The 19,367-nt window shown below is 36.9% G+C and carries 8 protein-coding genes; 4 read left to right on the top strand and 4 right to left on the bottom strand.

Going from position 1 to position 19,367, the window contains the following annotated elements:
• Nucleotides 1-587 precede the first annotated feature (587 nt).
• Entirely contained in the window at nucleotides 588-722 is a 135-nt protein-coding gene (locus F6K15_RS21415; RefSeq protein WP_293064071.1) for a hypothetical protein, read from the bottom strand.
• Nucleotides 723-928: 206 nt separating this feature from the next.
• Nucleotides 929-1,828 carry a bestrophin family protein gene (locus F6K15_RS21410; protein ID WP_293064068.1) on the bottom strand — a complete coding sequence of 300 codons (900 nt, stop codon included), beginning with the start codon at nucleotides 1,826-1,828 and terminating at the stop codon, nucleotides 929-931.
• An 807-nt stretch (nucleotides 1,829-2,635) separates the two neighbouring features.
• On the opposite strand from F6K15_RS21410, the gene F6K15_RS21405 reads away from it, so the two are divergent.
• The 3 genes from F6K15_RS21405 to adhE all read left to right on the top strand — a co-directional run bounded on the left by F6K15_RS21405 (nucleotide 2,636) and on the right by adhE (nucleotide 9,263).
• Entirely contained in the window at nucleotides 2,636-3,766 is a 1,131-nt protein-coding gene (locus F6K15_RS21405) for a hypothetical protein (protein WP_293064066.1), read from the top strand.
• Between the two features lie 387 nt (nucleotides 3,767-4,153).
• Nucleotides 4,154-5,008, top strand: a complete 855-nt coding sequence (locus tag F6K15_RS21400; RefSeq protein ID WP_293064063.1) for a mechanosensitive ion channel family protein — start codon at nucleotides 4,154-4,156, stop codon at nucleotides 5,006-5,008.
• 1,624 nt (nucleotides 5,009-6,632) lie between these two features.
• Nucleotides 6,633-9,263: a bifunctional acetaldehyde-CoA/alcohol dehydrogenase gene (adhE, locus tag F6K15_RS21395; protein ID WP_293064060.1), complete on the top strand. Its 2,631-nt coding sequence runs from the start codon at nucleotides 6,633-6,635 to the stop codon at nucleotides 9,261-9,263.
• Between the two features lie 743 nt (nucleotides 9,264-10,006).
• Here the strand turns inward: adhE and ppk1 are convergent.
• Nucleotides 10,007-12,178 carry a polyphosphate kinase 1 gene (gene ppk1 / locus F6K15_RS21390; protein ID WP_293064057.1) on the bottom strand — a complete coding sequence of 724 codons (2,172 nt, stop codon included), beginning with the start codon at nucleotides 12,176-12,178 and terminating at the stop codon, nucleotides 10,007-10,009.
• A gap of 1,081 nt (nucleotides 12,179-13,259) precedes the next feature.
• On the opposite strand from ppk1, the gene F6K15_RS21385 reads away from it, so the two are divergent.
• Nucleotides 13,260-15,701 (top strand): choice-of-anchor Q domain-containing protein, encoded by a 2,442-nt coding sequence (locus F6K15_RS21385; protein ID WP_293064056.1) that lies wholly within the window; start codon nucleotides 13,260-13,262, stop codon nucleotides 15,699-15,701.
• Nucleotides 15,702-16,501: 800 nt separating this feature from the next.
• Here F6K15_RS21385 and crtD read toward each other — a convergent pair.
• On the bottom strand, nucleotides 16,502-18,025 hold the full coding sequence (gene crtD / locus F6K15_RS21380; RefSeq protein ID WP_293064054.1) for a C-3',4' desaturase CrtD: 1,524 nt from the start codon (nucleotides 18,023-18,025) through the stop codon (nucleotides 16,502-16,504).
• Nucleotides 18,026-19,367: the final 1,342 nt, after the last annotated feature.

The following is a 19,367-nucleotide window of genomic DNA, read 5'->3' as shown; positions in this document are numbered from 1 at the left end:
AATAAGTTGAGTTGCACCCCCGCTACTACTATCTCCACAAGCTTTCTTGCTCCGTCTTTACGCCCTCGGAAATCTCAGGGCAGGCGGTGCGCTTTTATTCAACCGTTTGTCCCACGGCTATTGATACAATTATAACACCAAAAATGTTTCACCGAAAAATTGGGTCTGCTACCCCTTCTAGGAGAACTTTTGATTTGATTTAATACCCATAAATATGCTATGTTCCACATTCAGCAAGACAATAATGTATAGCGATGAGCGCTCAGGTATTTACAATGTCCAGCTTAAAATGCAGTAAGCGAAAAGGTGTACAAAAAATAATGTGTAAATATGCCAGCGCACATTGCTATAGTATGTAAAAGCGAGAAAACTTGAGTAAGTATTTATACTGTTCAAAAAGACTTTTTCCCTGTGGCTGAGTATAAATTCAACCATGAGTGTGGCAAAATATGAAGTATCAAGTAGAATCTGGGTAAAAATTTCCATCAAAAAAACTCTGGGAGTGATATAGGCATGAGAATATCCATGGTAGAAATGGGCACTATAAATACTTCCAGACCTTGATGATGTGATTTGAGATGTATTTTTTATTCTGTAGTTAGTGCGACAGTATCTAGAACATTTGTGGCTAATATAAATTTATCTGCTCGCTTTTTTTCCAGCTCAACTTTTTCTGTAATAACAGTTATTTGACCAAGGACATTGATAACAGGAATCTCCACTCTTATTATCTTAATATTTGTTTGATATTAATTTCTGTTAGTTGATGATACATACACTTTTGGAAAAGCTGCTTGGGTGATTTTTGAGCATCAGGTATATACGCAAACTTTTGAGATATTAATTCCCTGAGTTTTTTCTGAACTGCTACCTCTTCATTTTTAATTTTTTCCTCTAGATGTTTTAAAAAAGTCTTCTCTATATTTATTCAACGGTCATATTCCTTTCGAGAATCAGAACTCATTAACTCCTCAACATCCCACAAAAGTCGATTACACATATTATCTAAAGGTAAATCATTAGGATCGTAACCAAAAGGATTTTCTATCTCTAGTCCTATTGCTTCAATTCCTAATAAAGCAAAGCTAATTACTCCTGTAGCAGGAATAGTTATCCAAGATAACTCAGCTACTAATTGAAAAGGTAGAGCAAAACAATACAAAAATAATAAATGTTTTAAGTGAATTGCATAAGCTAAAGGAATAGGTGTATTTACAATTCTTTCGCAGCTAGTTTCATCTTTTACCATTAAATCTAAAATTTGATTATAAGTAGATAACTGAATACTGTCTATATAATTAAGGTCATAGATTTTTCGGAAATAATCTCCAATCCATTTAGCTATTCTCAGGGGTCTATGATGAATCTCTTTCAATTCTAAATATTGATTATTGCTAATAATTGACTGAAGTTGCTGATCGATACTTTCATTTCTTAAATGTAATTTTGTTGCCATCAGAAAACCAGCTAAAAGTAAAACTGCTGCCTTCTTCTCCTCTGTATCTGCTGGAGTTTTCTCCGGAATATTTACCCACATTTGTCTTGATAAAGACCGACCTGAAATTATTATTCCCCCAATCAGTTTTCGCCCTTCCCAGAATTTATCATAAGATGTATTTGTTCTAAAAACTAATAACAAACCTAAAACAACACCCGGGATTAAGCTAGCTAAAATTGGTTGATGAATCCAAATAAGTCCACTCTGATAAATAATAGTAACTATTAAAGAAAAAGTCATTGCAATTACTACCCGTTGCCAAACTCCAGGTATGACAGATCCTTTTAATGTCAACACTAATTCTATCCAGTTTTTCTTATGAAAAGGCATATTTACTTAATAAGTCATTAGTAGTGTATAAATTAAAATTACCATAAAAAAAGTTGACTAGGCTCAATTGTAAAAGTATCTATCAAGCTTGAAAAATAAGGTGTCAAGTTATGTGTAGTCTGACTTTAGGAAATTGGTATAGCGTTTCTCAGGCTAGTAAGGTACACTCTTGTCTTTACTTCACTATTGCCTATTGCCTGTTCCCTGTTCCCTGTTCCCTAAAGCTTAGAGTTTTGTACCTCACTCTTTTTGGAAATTGCTATATAACTTTCATAAGCTAAAGGTTCTAATCATTTATATTTGATAAATATCCACAATATTTATATTTGATTTAATTGTGGTGAGTAAGTGGGCAAAAATATTATTATTTATTTTATTCTTTATATTTTTTTTGCCGATTACAGGGTTTTTTATTCTGGTAAATCGAAACATTTTCCATTACTAAGTAGGTGGGTTTAATTATCCGTAAAATAGCGATGGAAATTCAAAACTTGGAAAACTGCATTCTGGCTTCATTTTCAGATTCTTAGTTTTTTTGCGTAGCATGACCTAGGAAAAGTTTATGTATGCCCATTTACTTAATACTGTTTCTTTTTCTAGCTTTTCAACTTAATTTATCAAATGCAAGCTAAAATTATATTCACTATTAATCTGACCTTCAAATACATGACTTTCTCAGATATTATTTCTTGATAGCTGTTAAACGGACATGGTATATAGCAATAGACAGGGTTTTTTTATACTGTTCCCTATTAAGGGTTCCCTGTTCTCTGCTATAAAAACTCCGATGTGAATACTAATAAAATCATGCAAATCTTTGATCGATTAAAATCTCTGTTTATAAAAGTTCCATTCCAGGAAACTGAGAATGAACTTGATGAACTCCCAAAAAATGTTATTTCTGGTTTAAATCAACAAATTCATGCTTTGCCTTGTCATCCTAAATATGTCAAAATTTTGCAATCTACTTTAGAAGAAGCATTATGCCAATGGCAAGATCATCCAGAAGCTAATGAACTGGTAATTTTGAGCAGTTCTATAGAACCTTTATCTCAAATTATCCAGACAGCTTTAGTTAATTGGAGTTATGAAAATATCAGAGATATAAAATTATTATCCTGGTCAAATAGACCTAAAGATTTCCTGAAAATTGTCTCCAAATTACAAAATGATTTAGGTTTGTCTGCAAAGTTAGATGTCGATTGTAATTCTGGCAAATTTCAGGAATTAATAGTTATTCCTTGTTTGGAATTTTGCTTTCTACGACATATACATGGTTTGGATGGAATTGAGTTTTTAAGAAATAGAATCTTTCAAGATCATTCTCGATTTTGGTTAATTGGTTGTAATTCTTTAACGTGGCAGTATCTTGACTATATTTATAATATTAATTCTTACTTTGAAAAAACTCTATTATTACCGACTATGACAGGAGAAGAACTTATGGAATGGCTAACTCCTGTATTTACTAAGATGGAGTTTCAAAAAAATGACCTAGATGAAGAAAAACAAGTTGCTAAAATGCAAGAATATTTTGATTATTTATCCCATACTTCTCAAGGTTTAAGTTCAGCAGCTTCTCAATTATGGCTAAAATCTTTGAGTATGATAAATACGGAAAATCTTGATTCTCAAGAAACAGAAAAAGAGAATATTTTAGTAGAGTATCATCAAATTAAATCATTAGATTTACCAGAATTAAGCAGTAGCGATCGCTATCTTTTATTTTCTATGCTTTTGCACAAAGAAATTAATTTATCTCACCTTGCCTTGAGTTTGGGAGAGTCTGAAAGTAGAATTCAATTCCAAATTCAAAAATTATTAAGCATGGGAGTAATTCAACGTTTGAATAATCTGTTGACTATTCATCCTACATATTATCCAAAGCTGCGTAAGCATTTAAAAAACTATAACTTTATTACTGATTTAATAGAATAGATTTATTGCATAAATTAGGGAATAGGGAATAGGGAATAGGGAATGGGGAGATTAAATTGCTGATTTAATATCTTGAATTGATTTAATTAGGGCTTGCTGATTAAATCTAAAAGCATTGACATATAAAGACAAGTGCCTTTTTGGGGTCGAATTGCAGTGCGCCTGTTTCAGTCTAAAACGCCCAAAAAGGAGCGTATTTTAGACGCATAGTTGGGCAGAAAAATCACTCTGACAATTCTTACTCCTACCTCCTTGCTCCCGACCCTTTTCTCCTGTCTCCTGTCTCCTGTATTCCCCTCCTGGGAGGGGCCTGCGGGTGGGTTGTCTCCTACCCCTACTAAAAAACTTTTTCAGCAAACCCTAATTATTTTTTTTGCAAGAGGTATAATGATTCTAAAGTATTTAGGATTAACATTCTTTTTTCATTTTCATCTACTTACAGTAGCGCCAGGATTAAATGGAATAGGTATCAAAGATATAAATCTTCGGACTATTCTACAAACAGTAATTGCTTTAGCTCTTGCTTATGGATTTCTTATTAGCGTTAAATTTTTGAGTAAGTGGTTATCAGAAAGAGTTCCTTTAAGATTTCGAGCGGCAGCTAAACAATCAGAGCCTTTTTTACAAGCCTTAATTTTATTGACTTCCACAATATATATATTGAGCTTGTTCTTGCAACTTTCGACTGAAAATTTATTAGCTATAACCGGAACAATTGCTGTGGCTTTAGGTTTTGCTTTTAAAGATTATGTTAGTTCTCTAATTGCTGGAGTAGTAGCTCTATTTGAAATTCCTTATCGAGTAGGAGATAGAGTTCAAATTGGAGAAAATTATGGCGAAATTATTACTTATGATTTGCGGGGAATACGTTTACAAACTGTTGAAGATAATCTGATATTTATTCCCCATAACAAAATTTGGAATGAGCCGATATCTAATGCTAATAATGGTGCTTTAGAAGCTCAAGTCACAACTGATTTTTATTTGGCTCATGGAGTCGATTCTGAATTGGTTATTAAAATTTTACATCTGGCTGCTTATACCAGTAAGTACACTCAATTAAAACTTCCAATTACTGTATTAGTTGAGGAAAAACCTTGGGGAACTCAATATCAGTTAAAGTCTTATCCTATAGATGCTAGGGATGAATATGTTTACAAAACTGATTTAGTGAGACGAGTTAAACAAGCTTTTGCTAAAGATAATTTTAATTATCCTAAAAGTAATTTTAGTCAAGAGTAAATATAGAGTAGGGGAGAAATTCAAGTAGATGCTAGGGATGAATATGTTTACAAAACTGATTTAGTGAGACGAGTTAAACAAGCTTTTGCTAAAGATAATTTTAATTATCCTAAAAGTAATTTCAGTCAAGAGTAAATATAGAGTAGGGGAGAAATTCCAGTAAGCATTCAGCGGTCAGCTAGCCTCTTACAGAAGAACTGCATTATCAGTTATGATTTATTATAGCGCTACTTGAATCGGGAATAGGGAATAGGGAAAGTAAACTGTTAAAGGGTTTTCGGTGCGGAAATTCTCCGCAAACAGGGTTTAGAAATGTCAAATACCTGAATGCGTAGTGCTATAACTGATTATCGCACTGAAGGAGAAATTAGTCTCCAAGGATAATTAACAGTTATGTTTGCTTCCCAATTTCGCAGGAAAGAAAAAGCTTATCAGCTATCCTTCGTAGTTGCTTGAATATGTTCAAAGGCTGAATGCTTACAAATTGAAAGATATCAAGTTTCTTCAATACTGTGTGGGAAAGACTCGATCTTACCCAGAAACAGCAGATTAGTTCCTAGGAAGATTTTCCCTGAATAATTGACGAAAAATAAATCAGAAGATACAGCAGATTCCACCTTTGTGAAATACATCCATAGCGAGCAAGATGCTCGCACTACAAATATTTAATTGTTAATGTTTGTACTTCATTATACTTGGAATTTGCTGCATCAATATAATAAAATCTATAAATCCACATTCTGCACTTCAAAATAATAAAAAAATACTGATAATTAACATTTGATTTGTGATTAATTTGAACATCTATAGCGACCTAATAGCAAAGTCTGAAAAACAATTAGACAGAGCAAATAGCCAAAAATCTAAGAAGTACAGAGGTGCTATTAAACCGCAATTAAAAAACTATCATATTAATTATTAATTTTTGAATGCTTATCTTTTATGAGAATCTCAAAATTTCGCCGATCCTAAAATTCGTTTTAGTCAAGAGTAAGAATATCTAAAGACTTGAATACCACAAAATTTTCATTCTGTCAAAATGGACAAATTATTGGTTCCAACAAATAGTTATATATTGAGGCGGTGGCACAGCACTCAATTACTACTTTATTTCTATCTCAGGAACGAAAATACTTAGGTTTCAGCCTATTAATTCCTAAGTATTTTTAAAAGTAGCTACAACATTGGCAGCATATCATTGTTTTTCAGTATACCAAATCTCTGAAAAAACGCAAGTTCGTTGAAATACAAAGTAAAATTTATACCGAATTTGATGACTCATATTTAAAATTTAAAACAGAGATTGTATTTTGTACAAATTTTATTTATACACATTTTTTCGGACTCTCTTAATTAAAAATCCGTAATATTTTCATAAAATTTTGTTTGTTTTATCGATCAAGATATTTTTTCAAATACATGAAACTATCATAGTTACCTGAAATTTAATACTAATTTAAACTTAATTAAATCTTCAACAGAAAAATGTGTCATCAATTATAAAAAAAGTACAAAAAAATAGAGAAAACAATTCAAGTCAACCCCACAAAAAAAGAACAGAACTATAATAAAACAGATATCAAACCAGCCCCAGAAAAATCCCAAATTAGGGCAAGGAGAGAATATGAAAGTAACAAACGAGCAAGAACTTGAAGAACTGATAAAAAGAGTAAAACAAGCTCAAGAAAAATACGCCACTTATACTCAAGAACAAGTAGACTACATATTCAAAAAAGCCGCCCTAGCAGCCAACGCAGCTAGAATTCCCCTAGCAAAAATGGCAGCCACAGAAACAGGCATGGGATTAGTAGAAGACAAAGTAATCAAAAATCACTTTGCCTCAGAAATAATATATAACAAATATAAAGGTGAAAAAACCTGTGGAGTTATCGCAGAAGACAAATCTTTTGGCTTTCAAAAAATCGCCGAACCAGTAGGAATTCTTGCCGGGATAGTTCCCACAACTAATCCCACATCAACAGCAATTTTTAAATCATTAATAAGTCTCAAAACTCGTAACGCAATTATATTTTCTCCTCACCCCAGAGCCAAAAAATGTACCTGCGAAGCAGCTAGGGTAGTTCTCGAAGCAGCCGTTGCAGCAGGGGCACCAGAACAAATAATCGGTTGGATAGATGAACCAACAGTTCCCCTATCTCAACAACTGATGCAGCATCCAGATATTAAACTGATTCTTGCTACTGGCGGACCGGGAATGGTTAAAGCTGCCTACTCCTCGGGTAATCCATCCTTGGGAGTCGGTGCTGGTAATACTCCAGCTTTGATTGACGAAACTGCCGAGATAAAAATGGCAGTCTCTTCAATTATCCTCAGTAAAACCTTCGACAATGGGATGATTTGTGCCAGCGAACAATCAGTAGTTGTCGTTGATAGTGTTTATGATACAGTCAGACAAGAATTTATCGACCGAGGCGCTCATTTCTTAACCCCAGAAGAAAAAGACAAACTAAGAAGCAAAATTATAGTCAACGGACGGTTGAATGCGGAAATTGTCGGCCAACCCGTGCAAAAAATTGCCGAAATGGCAGGTTTTTCCATTCCAGAAAATACCAGAGTAATTATTGGTGAAGTAGAAAATATTAATCAAGAAGAACCATTTGCCCACGAAAAACTTTCCCCTATCTTGGCAATGTATCGAGCAAATACCTTTGAAGAAGCTGTAGACAAAGCCGAAAGTTTAGTAGAATTTGGTGGACGTGGACATACAGCAGCTCTATATACTTCTCCTGCCAATACAGATCATATCAAACGATTTGAAGATACAGTCGAAACAGCCAGGGTTCTAATTAATACCCCTTCTTCCCAAGGAGCGATCGGTGACATCTATAATTTTCGCCTTGACCCTTCCCTAACTCTTGGTTGTGGAACATGGGGTGGTAACTCCGTTAGTGAAAATGTTGAACCTCACCATCTGCTGAATATTAAAACAGTAGCGGAACGTCGAGAAAATATGTTGTGGTTTCGCGTTCCACCAAAAATTTACTTTAAATATGGAGCTTTACCTACTGCCATGCGAGAGTTGGCAGGTAAAAAACGGGCATTCATTGTCACTGACAAACCCATATATGAACTTGGCATGACTCGTGGTTTAGAAAATGTGCTGGATGAAGTTGGGGTTAAATATGACATCTTTTATGATGTAGAACCTGACCCTTCTCTGGATACTGTCAACCGTGGTTTGGAAATGATGCGGAAATTTAATCCTGATGTGATTATTGCTATCGGTGGTGGTTCGCCTATGGATGCTGCCAAAATTATGTGGTTGATGTACGAGCATCCAGAAATTGAGTTTGAAGGTTTGGCAATGCGGTTTATGGATATCCGTAAACGGGTTTATGATTTACCACCTTTGGGAGAGAAAGCTATTTTGGTAGCAGTACCTACGACTTCCGGTACAGGTTCGGAAGTTACACCTTTTGCCGTGGTTACTGACCGCCGAAATAATATTAAGTATCCTCTGGCAGATTATGCTTTGACTCCCAGTATGGCAATAGTCGATCCAGAGTTGGTGTTAAATATGCCGAAAGGTCTGACTGCTTTTGGTGGAATAGATGCTTTGACTCATGCGGTGGAAGCTTATGTTTCTGTTTTAGCTTCTGAATATACTAATGGTCTGGCATTGAAAGCTGTTGGATTAATTTTTAGATATCTCCCTTCTGCTTATAACAATGGTGCTAATGACCCCAAAGCACGAGAAAAAATGCACTACGCTGCAACAATTGCAGGTATGGCTTTTGCTAACAGTTTTTTGGGAATTTGCCATTCCATAGCTCACCAGTTAGGAGCTATTTTTCATATTCCTCACGGTTTGGCAAATGCGTTGATGATTTCTCATATTATTCGTTACAACTCTACCAATGCGCCGTTCAAACAAGCAACATTCTCCCAGTATAAATATCCTAATGCTAAATGGCGTTATTCTCAAATTGCTGATTATTTGCTATTGGGCGGAGAAACTGAGGATGAAAAAGTAGATTTGTTAATTGCTGCGATTGAAGAACTAAAAAGTCAGGTTGGTATTCCCAAGGCAATTAAAGATGTGGTCTCTGTGAGTGAAGCTGAATTTTTTGCTAAGTTGGAAGATTTGGCAGACCAAGCTTTTGATGACCAATGTACAGGTTCAAACCCTCGTTATCCTTTGATTAGCGATATTAAGCAGTTGTTGACCAATGCTTATCATGGTGACTTGGCTACTTCTCCTCACGGGGTGACAGGCGTTCTAAACGCTTTGTAGTCAAGGGATCAGAGTAAATAAGAGTGTTTCTAAAATTAAGATTTTTGGCGTTGGTGATGCGTGGCTATGATTGGGCTTTAATGGCTATTGCCTAACTATTAACTGAAAAGCATTTTATGTTTTGCAAAATTTAGATTTCATAGCTTGATTAAGCAACGCCACTTCCACAGTTTAACTCCCCCGGCGAGAAGTCCCGCGCTCTCCCGGAGGGAAGCGTCGTATGGGAAAGCCGGGCGTTATCTGTGTTGTCCATCGGGGATTTTCTCTTTGTAGCATACATATTATATTGTAGCATATAGATTGACTATAGCTATTGACAATTACAAATCAATAGATTATTATCGTTATCAATACAGGGGGAGGACATCACCTCTGTTAAAACAGCGGTCAGAGCTTCTCTGACTGAAGAATCCTGCTTTTTCGCGTAAGCGCAACGTCGGGAGTATGTCAAGTCTAGTCCCTATGTCTAATTAGAGCTTGCTGATTAAATCTAAAAGTATTTACAGATAAAGGTAAATGCCTTTTTGGGGCCTAGAAAAAGTGCCTAATTTTTAGCTATTGATGCTCATGCGTGTTAATATTTTAGGCTCATAGTTGGGCAGAAAAATCCCAAATTGACAATTGTTACTCCTACCTCCTCGCTCGTACCCCGTTCCTCCTGTCTACTGTCTTCCCCTCCACGGTCGGGGCCCGTGGGTGGGTTGTCTCCTACCCTCACCCATAAGACTAGTGAAGTGCAAACCCTAATTACTCACTGCCGTTTCCATCAAAATTTTATGAGAACCCAATTCTGGAGAATTTTCAACAGGGCGACGTTGAATATACTGACCATCTGATTGTAAATCCCAAGCTTGACGGTTGTCAGATAACAGAATACCCATAATCTCTTGCAACTCTTTAGTTAAGTCAGGATCTTCAATAGGCGTAATAGCTTCTACCCGACGGTCAAGATTGCGAGGCATCCAGTCAGCAGAACCAATATATAACTCCTCTTGAGCATTATTATAGAAGTAGAAAATACGAGAATGTTCTAAATAACGCCCAATAATACTTACTACCTTAATATTTTTACTTACACCCTCTAAACCAGGACGCAAACAGCAAATACCTCGAACAATCAAATCAATTTTCACCCCTGCTTGAGAAGCTTCGTATAACTTAGCAATTATTTTCGAGTCCACCAAAGAATTCATCTTAGCAACAATGCGACCTGTTTCTCCATTTTTACAATTCTCAATTTCACGATTAATTAGCTTAATAAAGCGATCGCGCATATTTACAGGTGCCACCAACAACCTCCGGTAAGACTGCTGACGCGAATATCCCGTCAAGAAATTAAACAAATCTGTTAAATCTGCTCCTAACTCTGGGCAACAACTCAACAAACCCAAATCGGTATAAAGTTTAGCAGTCTTAGGATTATAGTTACCAGTACCAATATGAACATAGCGGCGGATATGATCTTCTTCCTGACGCACCACCATCACAATTTTAGTATGAGTCTTCAGACCTGCTAAACCATAAACAACGTGAACGCCAGATTGTTCTAACTTCCGCGCCCACTGAATATTATTTTCTTCATCAAATCTTGCTTTCAATTCCACCAATGCTGCTACTTGTTTGCCATTTTCTGCCCCAGCAATCAAAGCATTGATAATAGGTGAATCTCCAGAAGTGCGGTAGAGAGTCATCTTAATTGCCAACACATTAGGATCGTGGGCAGCTTGAGTAATGAAACTTTGTACCGTATTTGTAAAAGAGTGATATGGATGATGTAGCAATAAATCTTTCTGGCGAATGACTGAAAAAAAGTCTATGCCATTATTCTTATTCTGGTCAGAAGTTGCGATGCGATCGCCATGATGTCGCAACCGTGGAGGGACAGTAGATGCCCAATTTGGATCTTTGAGTTGTGGTAATGGTAACCCCATGAATGACATCAAATCTTTTAAATCAAGTAATCCATCTACTGTGTATACATCCTTTTCTGATAGCTCCAACTTTTCCATTAGTATCTTTTTTAATGTACTAGGCATTGTTGAATTAATTTCCATCCTCACTACGGTACCACCAATACGGCGTTTTCTTAGTTCTTTTTCGATCGCCAATAGCAAGTCATCGCCTTCATCTTCTTGCACTGATAGATCGGCATCACGAGTAATCCGAAATAGGTGATACTCCTGGATATCCATACCAGGAAACAGAACACCCAAATTATGAGCAATAACTTGTTCGAGAGGCACTCCCATCCAATTTACAGTTTTATTCTTTTCTTGCACCTGTAATTTTTCTGGTAAGGGCAAAAACCGAGGTAGTATTTTGGGAACTTTGATTCTGGCTAATAAATCTTCCTGAGTTTCTGGATTTTTCAGCATTACTGCTAAGTTTAAACTGAGATTAGATAGATAGGGAAAAGGGTGACTAGCATCAATAGCTAAAGGTGTTAGTACAGGAAATATATGTTCTTCAAAATAGTTTTGTAAGTATGTTTTTTGTTTTTGATTTAAGTCTATATAATTGAGGATATGAATGCCATTTTTTACTAACTCTGGTCGTAAGGTTTGCTCAAAGAATTGATGTTGCAAAGAAACCATTGGTAATAGTCTTTGATTAATCCCATCAAGTTGTGTTTGGGGAGTACGACCGTCTGGAGTTAATTTATTTACTTCAGCTTCTATTTGTTTTTTCAGAATTGCTACCCTGACCATGAAATATTCATCTAAGTTAGAACTAAAAATTCCTAAAAACTTTAAACGCTCTAATAAGGGAGTACGGGGGTCTAAACCCTCAGATAAAACTCTACGGTTAAACTCTAACCAACTAAATTCTCTGTTAAAGTAGTATTGTGGATCGCTAAAATTTTTTTCTGCCTTAGTTTCTGCACTTTCTGTGGTATTTTTTTTGTTTTTGGACATAGTTAATTTAAGGTATATTTTGATATTTGTTGAAATTAATATTGATTGTAAGGTAGTCTTTAACCTTTGTAAAGTCTACTTTTCAAATGAATATTTAGTATAGATAGATACTTTGATGACTATAGTTAAATTCGTGGCAATGTTCAAATTTATCACACCATGAAGTGATAGAAATCAGATAGTTTTTTTTGATTTTGTTTGTGATTTATCTAGATAAGTTATGGCTTGGCAAATAACTGTTTAAACAATGGCAATAATAGTTAAATATATCTAAGTTTCAGCATCACAAATATCTCAGTTTTTTTTAGTAGTCAAAGTGTGTAGCTTTCGCAAAAAATAAATGCTTTGTTTAATCCCAAGCGTAAAAAAAAGAATGCTTAACTTAGGTAAAACTTCAATTATTAAGTAATTAACACAGACCTATGGAACTTTTTTCCCAGTTATTGTTAATTATTCTTATGTTTACTACTCCCCCACTGTGGATAAAAATTGAATATCTATGTATTATTAAGATTCTGTAAAGCTACTCAAAAATTAGTCATTAGTAGGTGCTATATGTAGTTTCTTCGCGTAATATCATGTCCGGTAGAAAAGTTAGTTATAAATAAATGACAGAGGAGTCAGGTAGGGGAGCCGTCGGATTGGCAACGTACAGGAGTCAGCAGGGAACAAAGAAGAGGAGGAAAAAGAGAAAGTTTTTTTATCACTAATTATCCGGAAATGATATAAGTCCTGAGTTAAATTTATCTGAGCTTCAGTACCACAAATATCCCTGTTATTTTTTGGCAGTAAAAAACTGTAGATTTAGTAAAAAATAGATGCTTTGTTCCGTATTTTTATGGATAAAAATCTATGTATTATGAAGATTATGTAAAGTCGCTCAAAAATTAGTGACAAAGTAATTGGGATGATATTATACTAAATCTAAACCTTTGTTGCATGAATATCCCCAACCTCTTGCTGTGTCATACAAGATTTTATTATTAATAAAAGCCTTGTAAATCAGGGTGATGGTATTGTTATCCAACAAAGCCCTAAATCAAGATCGAGTTAGGCAAAATAAACAGGAGATTCTCATCTTATGGCAACTTTTTTTGTAACCAACACCATGGATGCGGGTAATGGCAGTCTGCGGGATGCTATTGCGATGGCAAATGCCACACCGGATGCCGATACCATTACCTTTGATAGTTCCCTCACTGGAATGACCATTGGACTAACGAGTGGAGAATTATCCATCACCAATTCTCTCACCATCAATGGATTGGGTGCAAATCTGCTGACAGTGGATGCACAACAGAATGGCTTCCGGGTCTTTAACATCGATAACGACAGTGACGACCTGATAAATGTGTTCATAGATGGCTTGACCATTACTGGAGGTAACCCAATAGGTGGTGGTGGAGGAATTTCTACCTCCGAGAATCTGACCGTTCAAGACAGTATTATCTCTGGTAACACCTCAATTGGCATCGAAGGCCAATACGATAGATTTACTGCTGATGGTGGCGGAATTGACAGCCACGATAGTAATTTAACTATCATCAACACGGATATTATTAATAATGAAGTCAAGGGACAATTAGCCGATGGAAATCCCAAATTTCAAGAAAATTTTGGTGACGACCCTGACGGTGGTGGTGTGTCTATCCGGTATGGTCAGCTCAACGTTGTCGATAGCAATATTTCCGGTAATAAAGTCACTGGTGGTTTGAGTGATGGTGGTGGGATTTACAGTTGGCATAGTGACATAACGGTTACTAATTCTACTATTTCTGGCAATACTTTGGAAGGAACTGCCTTTGGCAGTGGTGGTGGGATTTATAACCGCCATGGTAATACAACAATCGCAAACTCAACCATCGCTGATAATTCGACATTTATGACCAGTGATCTCGGATCTGCTGATGGGGGCGGTATTTTTAGTCGCAATGGCGATTTAGAAATTACTGATTCAACTGTATCAGGTAATTCAGCAGTTGGCCTAGATAAAACAGATGGTGGTGGAGTTTACAGTAAAAATGGCAATTTAACCGTTGTTAACTCTACTATTTCTTATAACAGTACTGCGGGTAATAGCGCTGATGGTGGAGGTATTTTCAGTGGTTCTGGTATCGCAACAATTACCAATTCTACCATTTATGGTAATTCTGCTGATGGACGTGGAGGAGGCTTATTTAGTGAAGGGAGGACAAACCTTACCAATACCATCATTGCCAACAGCACTGGTCGCGATGCCGTCCTGAAGACTAACAAGATCGACACTAACCTCAATAACCTGATTGAAGACGGCCATTATAATCCATTTTTATCAGGCGATCCTGGTTTGGGTCCCCTACAAAATAATGGTGGTTCCACTGAAACCCACGCCTTACTCCCCGATAGTATTGCTATTGATGCAGGGGATAACGGAGGTGCAACTGGATTAGCATCCGACCAACGAGGGCAGGGATTTGATCGCATTATCAACGGTACGGTAGATATCGGTGCTTATGAAGTACAGCAACAACAGTCACCAACTCCCGAACCTGAGACACCAACTCCTGAACCTGAGACACCAGCTCCTGAACCTGAGACACCAACTCCTGAACCTGAGACACCAACTCCCGAACCTGAGACACCAACTCCTGAACCTGAGACACCAACTCCTGAACCTGAGACACCAACTCCTGAACCTGAGACACCAACTCCTGAACCTGAGACACCAACTCCTGAACCTGAGACACCAACTCCTGAACCTGAGACACCAACTCCTGAACCTGAGCCACCAACTCCCGAAACAGAATCTTTACTGTTTAGCCTAAAAAACAACCAACCAACTCTAGGTGGAGTTAGTTTCACAAGAGAAGACATCGTTGAGTATAATCTAGCTGACCAGAGTTTCAGTAAGTTCTTTGATGGTTCAGAAGTTGGTCTTAACGGTTTTAGGATTGATGCCTTTGAAGTGGTTGATAATAATGAGATTCTGTTTTCTTTTGAGGAACCTAAAAATATAAATGGCATCCAAGTAGATGACTCTGACATTGTTAAATTCACTCCCACGTCACCTGGAGACAACAGTAGCGGTTCTTTCGAGTTATACTTCGATGGTTCAGATGTTGGCTTAAATCAAGGTGATGAAAATATTGATGGTCTGAGTGTCGATCCTCTTACTGGAGACCTTCTAATTTCGACCATAGGGAACGCTTCTGTATCAGGAATTAGCAGTAAAGATGAAGATATACTGCGTTTCAATTCTGATACTTTAGGTAGCAACACCAGTGGAACTTGGTCTCTTGAATTTGACGGTAGTGATGTACAGCTGAAGACGCGTAATGAAGACATTGATGCTATCGGTATTAATGGAGAGCAACTACTTCTGTCCACAACTGGCAACTTTGCTGTAACTGATGTATCAGGTGAAAACAGAGATGTATTTATCTTTAATCCAAATACTCTGGGTTCTTCAACATCAGGTACATTTGAAGAGTTTTTTAGTGAATTGAGCGACAGTGATATCAGTGGCGTTCATTTTCTGGCATAGACTTGATAGAAGTTTGTTATAGCAGAAGGAAGAAGGAAGAAGGAAGAGGGAAGAGGGAAGAAAGCTTACAGCACTTTTCAGGAAGCGTGAGGTACAGTTTGAAAATTAATCTTTTTTTTCCCTACTCCCTACTCCCAACAACTCTAATAAGTATTCAACCGGATTTGATATGACACGGGAGCAAGATGCTCCCACTGCCCTAGGTAACAAAAATAATCACAATGCACTACCACCGTTAACGAAGTCAGAAGTCAGAAGTCAGAAGTTATTTTTGTAATATGAATAGGACTTACGCAGATACGCTATATATAGCGCTCAAAACTATTGTCCAACAGTTACTTTACTCTATAAATAGTGCCTTTGCGTAAGTCCTGATGAAATCCGGTTATACAGTTATCGTACTTTCTACTTCCATTCAATGTAGACATAAAATGCCTGCTTGTCCACAAATAATTCCCACTCTCATCCTTCCTTTCCCCTTTTGATTTTCTCCTGATATAGAATCCGGTTATATAGTATATGTTGATAGTTGATAATTTCTATAATTACTTCAAGCCTTTAATTTCCCCTACTCCCCTACTCCCCTACTACTCCCCTACTCCCCTGCTCCCCTGCTCCCAACTATACAATAACCATTCAACCGGACATGATATAACGGGGGTGCGTGAGCAACTATCCAAAAATATTTCGCCTTAAGGGGTTGCGCGACCCAATTATTTTGTATAAATGCTCCCTACTCCCCTACTCCCCCACTCCCCTACTCCCCCACTCCCCTACTCCCCCACTCCCTATCTTGGATTTTACAAGTATTCAATCTGTCGCACCACAGTCAATGCTGAATAAGACACTCCTGCGGTACCCTCTCCCGGATGAGTTGAATCTCCTACCAACCATAAATCCTGAATGGGAGTACGATTGGCAAATCCAAAAGGTCCGAAAGTTGAAAGACGCTGACCAACACCACCTACAACACCTTCCTCCCGTGCTGTAAATTTAACAAAAGTACGAGGTGTCGCCGCTTCTTGATGAACTATTGTTTCAGGTTTTAAATAAAAATATTCACTCAAACGAGCGATCGCTTCCTGAGTATATTGCTGCTTCAACCCCTGATAATCTTGGCAATGTCTCCAAATCTGAGTATCGGTAAAACTTGAAGCTGTAATTGTTGCTTTACCTGTGGGAGCGCGACCGTCTCCAGGATGACTCACTGATACAAACAAAGAATTATTTTCTCCAATAGGACCGTCATAATTGTAGAAAAACTGCAAATGAGGCGGACAGTCTTCTGGAATAGCACTTTCATCTACTCCCAAATAAATCACAAATGCACCCGATGGTGAAGGGAGTTTATTCACTCGGCGTTTGTAACCGGGTATTGGGTGTGAGGTCTGATTTTCATCTTCCACTAACTTCACTAAGTTTTGCACAGTGACATTAGCCACAATATGATCGGCAGTTTCTACCCAAGTTTCTCCAGTTTTTTGATTTTTGACTCTGACACCAGTAGCTTTACCCTTATCTATACATATCTGTTCGACAGTATGACCCATCAAGATTTGCCCCCCGTCTCTTTCTAAAGCTGTAACTAGGCGATCGCTTAACACCTGCATACTTCCCTGAAGATGATACAAACCCTGGGGAGCTTGGGAAACAGCTAAAGCGGTAGCAGCATAAAGTAGAGCAGTTTCTTCTGTACCTACTTGAGAGTAAAGTTTCAGTTGTAAATCTAGAAATGTTTTCAACCGTAGATTATCATTCAAACCATACAACCGTAACGCATCTGCTACCGTCATCAAGGTAAATGGTACTGTAATCAAAGTATCCAGACGTACTGCTCTTGCTAACTGCCACATATCCCAAATATTGCGCGGTGGTAAAACTGGGTCTCGCCCTTGAAACTTCCAACTTACCTCAAATAATTTTGTCATTAGTTGCCAAAAAGCTTCGCTACCGGGAAACTGACGAAGTCTCTCTTGTTGCCATTTTTTGGGGTCGCGCCAAACATTAATAGGTTGAGTCTCTCCTGGTAGAAATACGGCACAGGCAGGGTCGCAGTTGGTGGCGTTCGGAATGTCGATATCCAACTCAGAGAAAATCCGGTGATGAATACCACCTGTTTCTAAACCTGCTACTTGAGTTGCACCAACATCAAAAGTGAAACCGCGTCGTTTAAAAGTAGAAGCACAGCCACCAGGAACGATCGCTTGGTCGAATATTTGGACTTGATAGCCTTTGTGGGCCAGCAATGCTCCTGCTGTTAGGCCACCAATACCAGCACCACATATCACAATTTTTGATTTTTGTATAGTATTTTTAGAGGACATATCATTAATATTAATATTTCTTAATTAAACATTAGTATAATCTATCATTTAATCGGATTTTTGGACAAGGTAGGAGACAAGATCAAAAAGCTTGGGAAAAGGCTGTATCAGCAATAGACAAAAAAAATTAGCCAATTGTTATAGTTAGATGATACCAAGTCCACCGAATCAAGGTACTTTTTTGTAGCCCCTTAACCTTTGAGCATAGCGGCCTCACGCCTTACCTTTGTAGTCAAAAAATAGAGCGATCGCCAGATTGAGTATTAATGAGAGAATTGAAATCGATGAATTATATCATGTCCGGTTGAACAGTTATAAATAAATGATGGAGTCCTCAGGAGTCAACCCACCCCTCGCCCCTCCCCCAACCGTGGAGAGGAAGTCAGGAGTCAGGAGGAAATAAAGAAGAAGAAAGAGAAAGTTTTTTTATCACTAATTATCCGGACATGATATTAATTCTGTCTCTTAACTACAGACTCCTTCTTCAAAATTCATTCAAAGCATTGCTAGCTAAAGTATTGACAAATAATAATAGTTGCTAAAACCATCCGGATGATATCCGACATCAAACTAGAGAATATCAATAATCAACGGCGTTGCTGATTCGGTAATATAGCCGTCTTTTGGCGTTTGACAATAAATTTGAGTTGTAAGGGAACAGGGAACACCAGATCTGGGAACAGAAGAATGTCAAGAGCGTATTTACGTAGCGCTATAATATTTGGCTCTAACTAACAACTTATTATGAAGATTTTGTAAAGCTATTCAAAATGTTGAAAAACTATAATTGCTCAAACATTTTAGACTGTACTTATGGTGAAACGACAGAATATCAACAATAAACCTGATTTTATACATCCGCATAACTACAGAAATATTTGAATTTCAACTAATAACTGAATTATGAAGATTCTGTAAAGTCACTCAAAATTTAGTCAAAAGTAATTCAATTTATCCGTATAGTATGCTAAAAAAATAAAGCAATCAAAAATATTGATGACGATTGCTTAAATATTTTTCCCGGTGCATCCTACGATTCTTTTCATTAAATTAGCAGCTTATTATGAAGATTGTGTAAAACCACTCAAAATTTAGTCAAAAGTAATGCGGTTTATCCGTATATGTGCTAAGAATAATAAAGGGAGCAAAATATTGATGACGATCACTTAAATATTTTTCCCGGTGCATCCTACGATTCTTTTTATGAAACTAGCAGTTTATTATGAAGATTGTGTAAAGTCGCTCAAAATTTAGTCAAAAGTAATGCGGTTTATCCGCATATATGCTCAGAAGAATCAGAATACCAAAATATTAATATTATTATGAAGCTGATATCTTAATA

The sequence above is a fragment of the Okeania sp. SIO2B3 genome, from assembly GCF_010672525.1.
GTDB lineage: Bacteria > Cyanobacteriota > Cyanobacteriia > Cyanobacteriales > Microcoleaceae > Okeania.
This window is presented reverse-complemented; position numbering and strand designations above follow the sequence as displayed.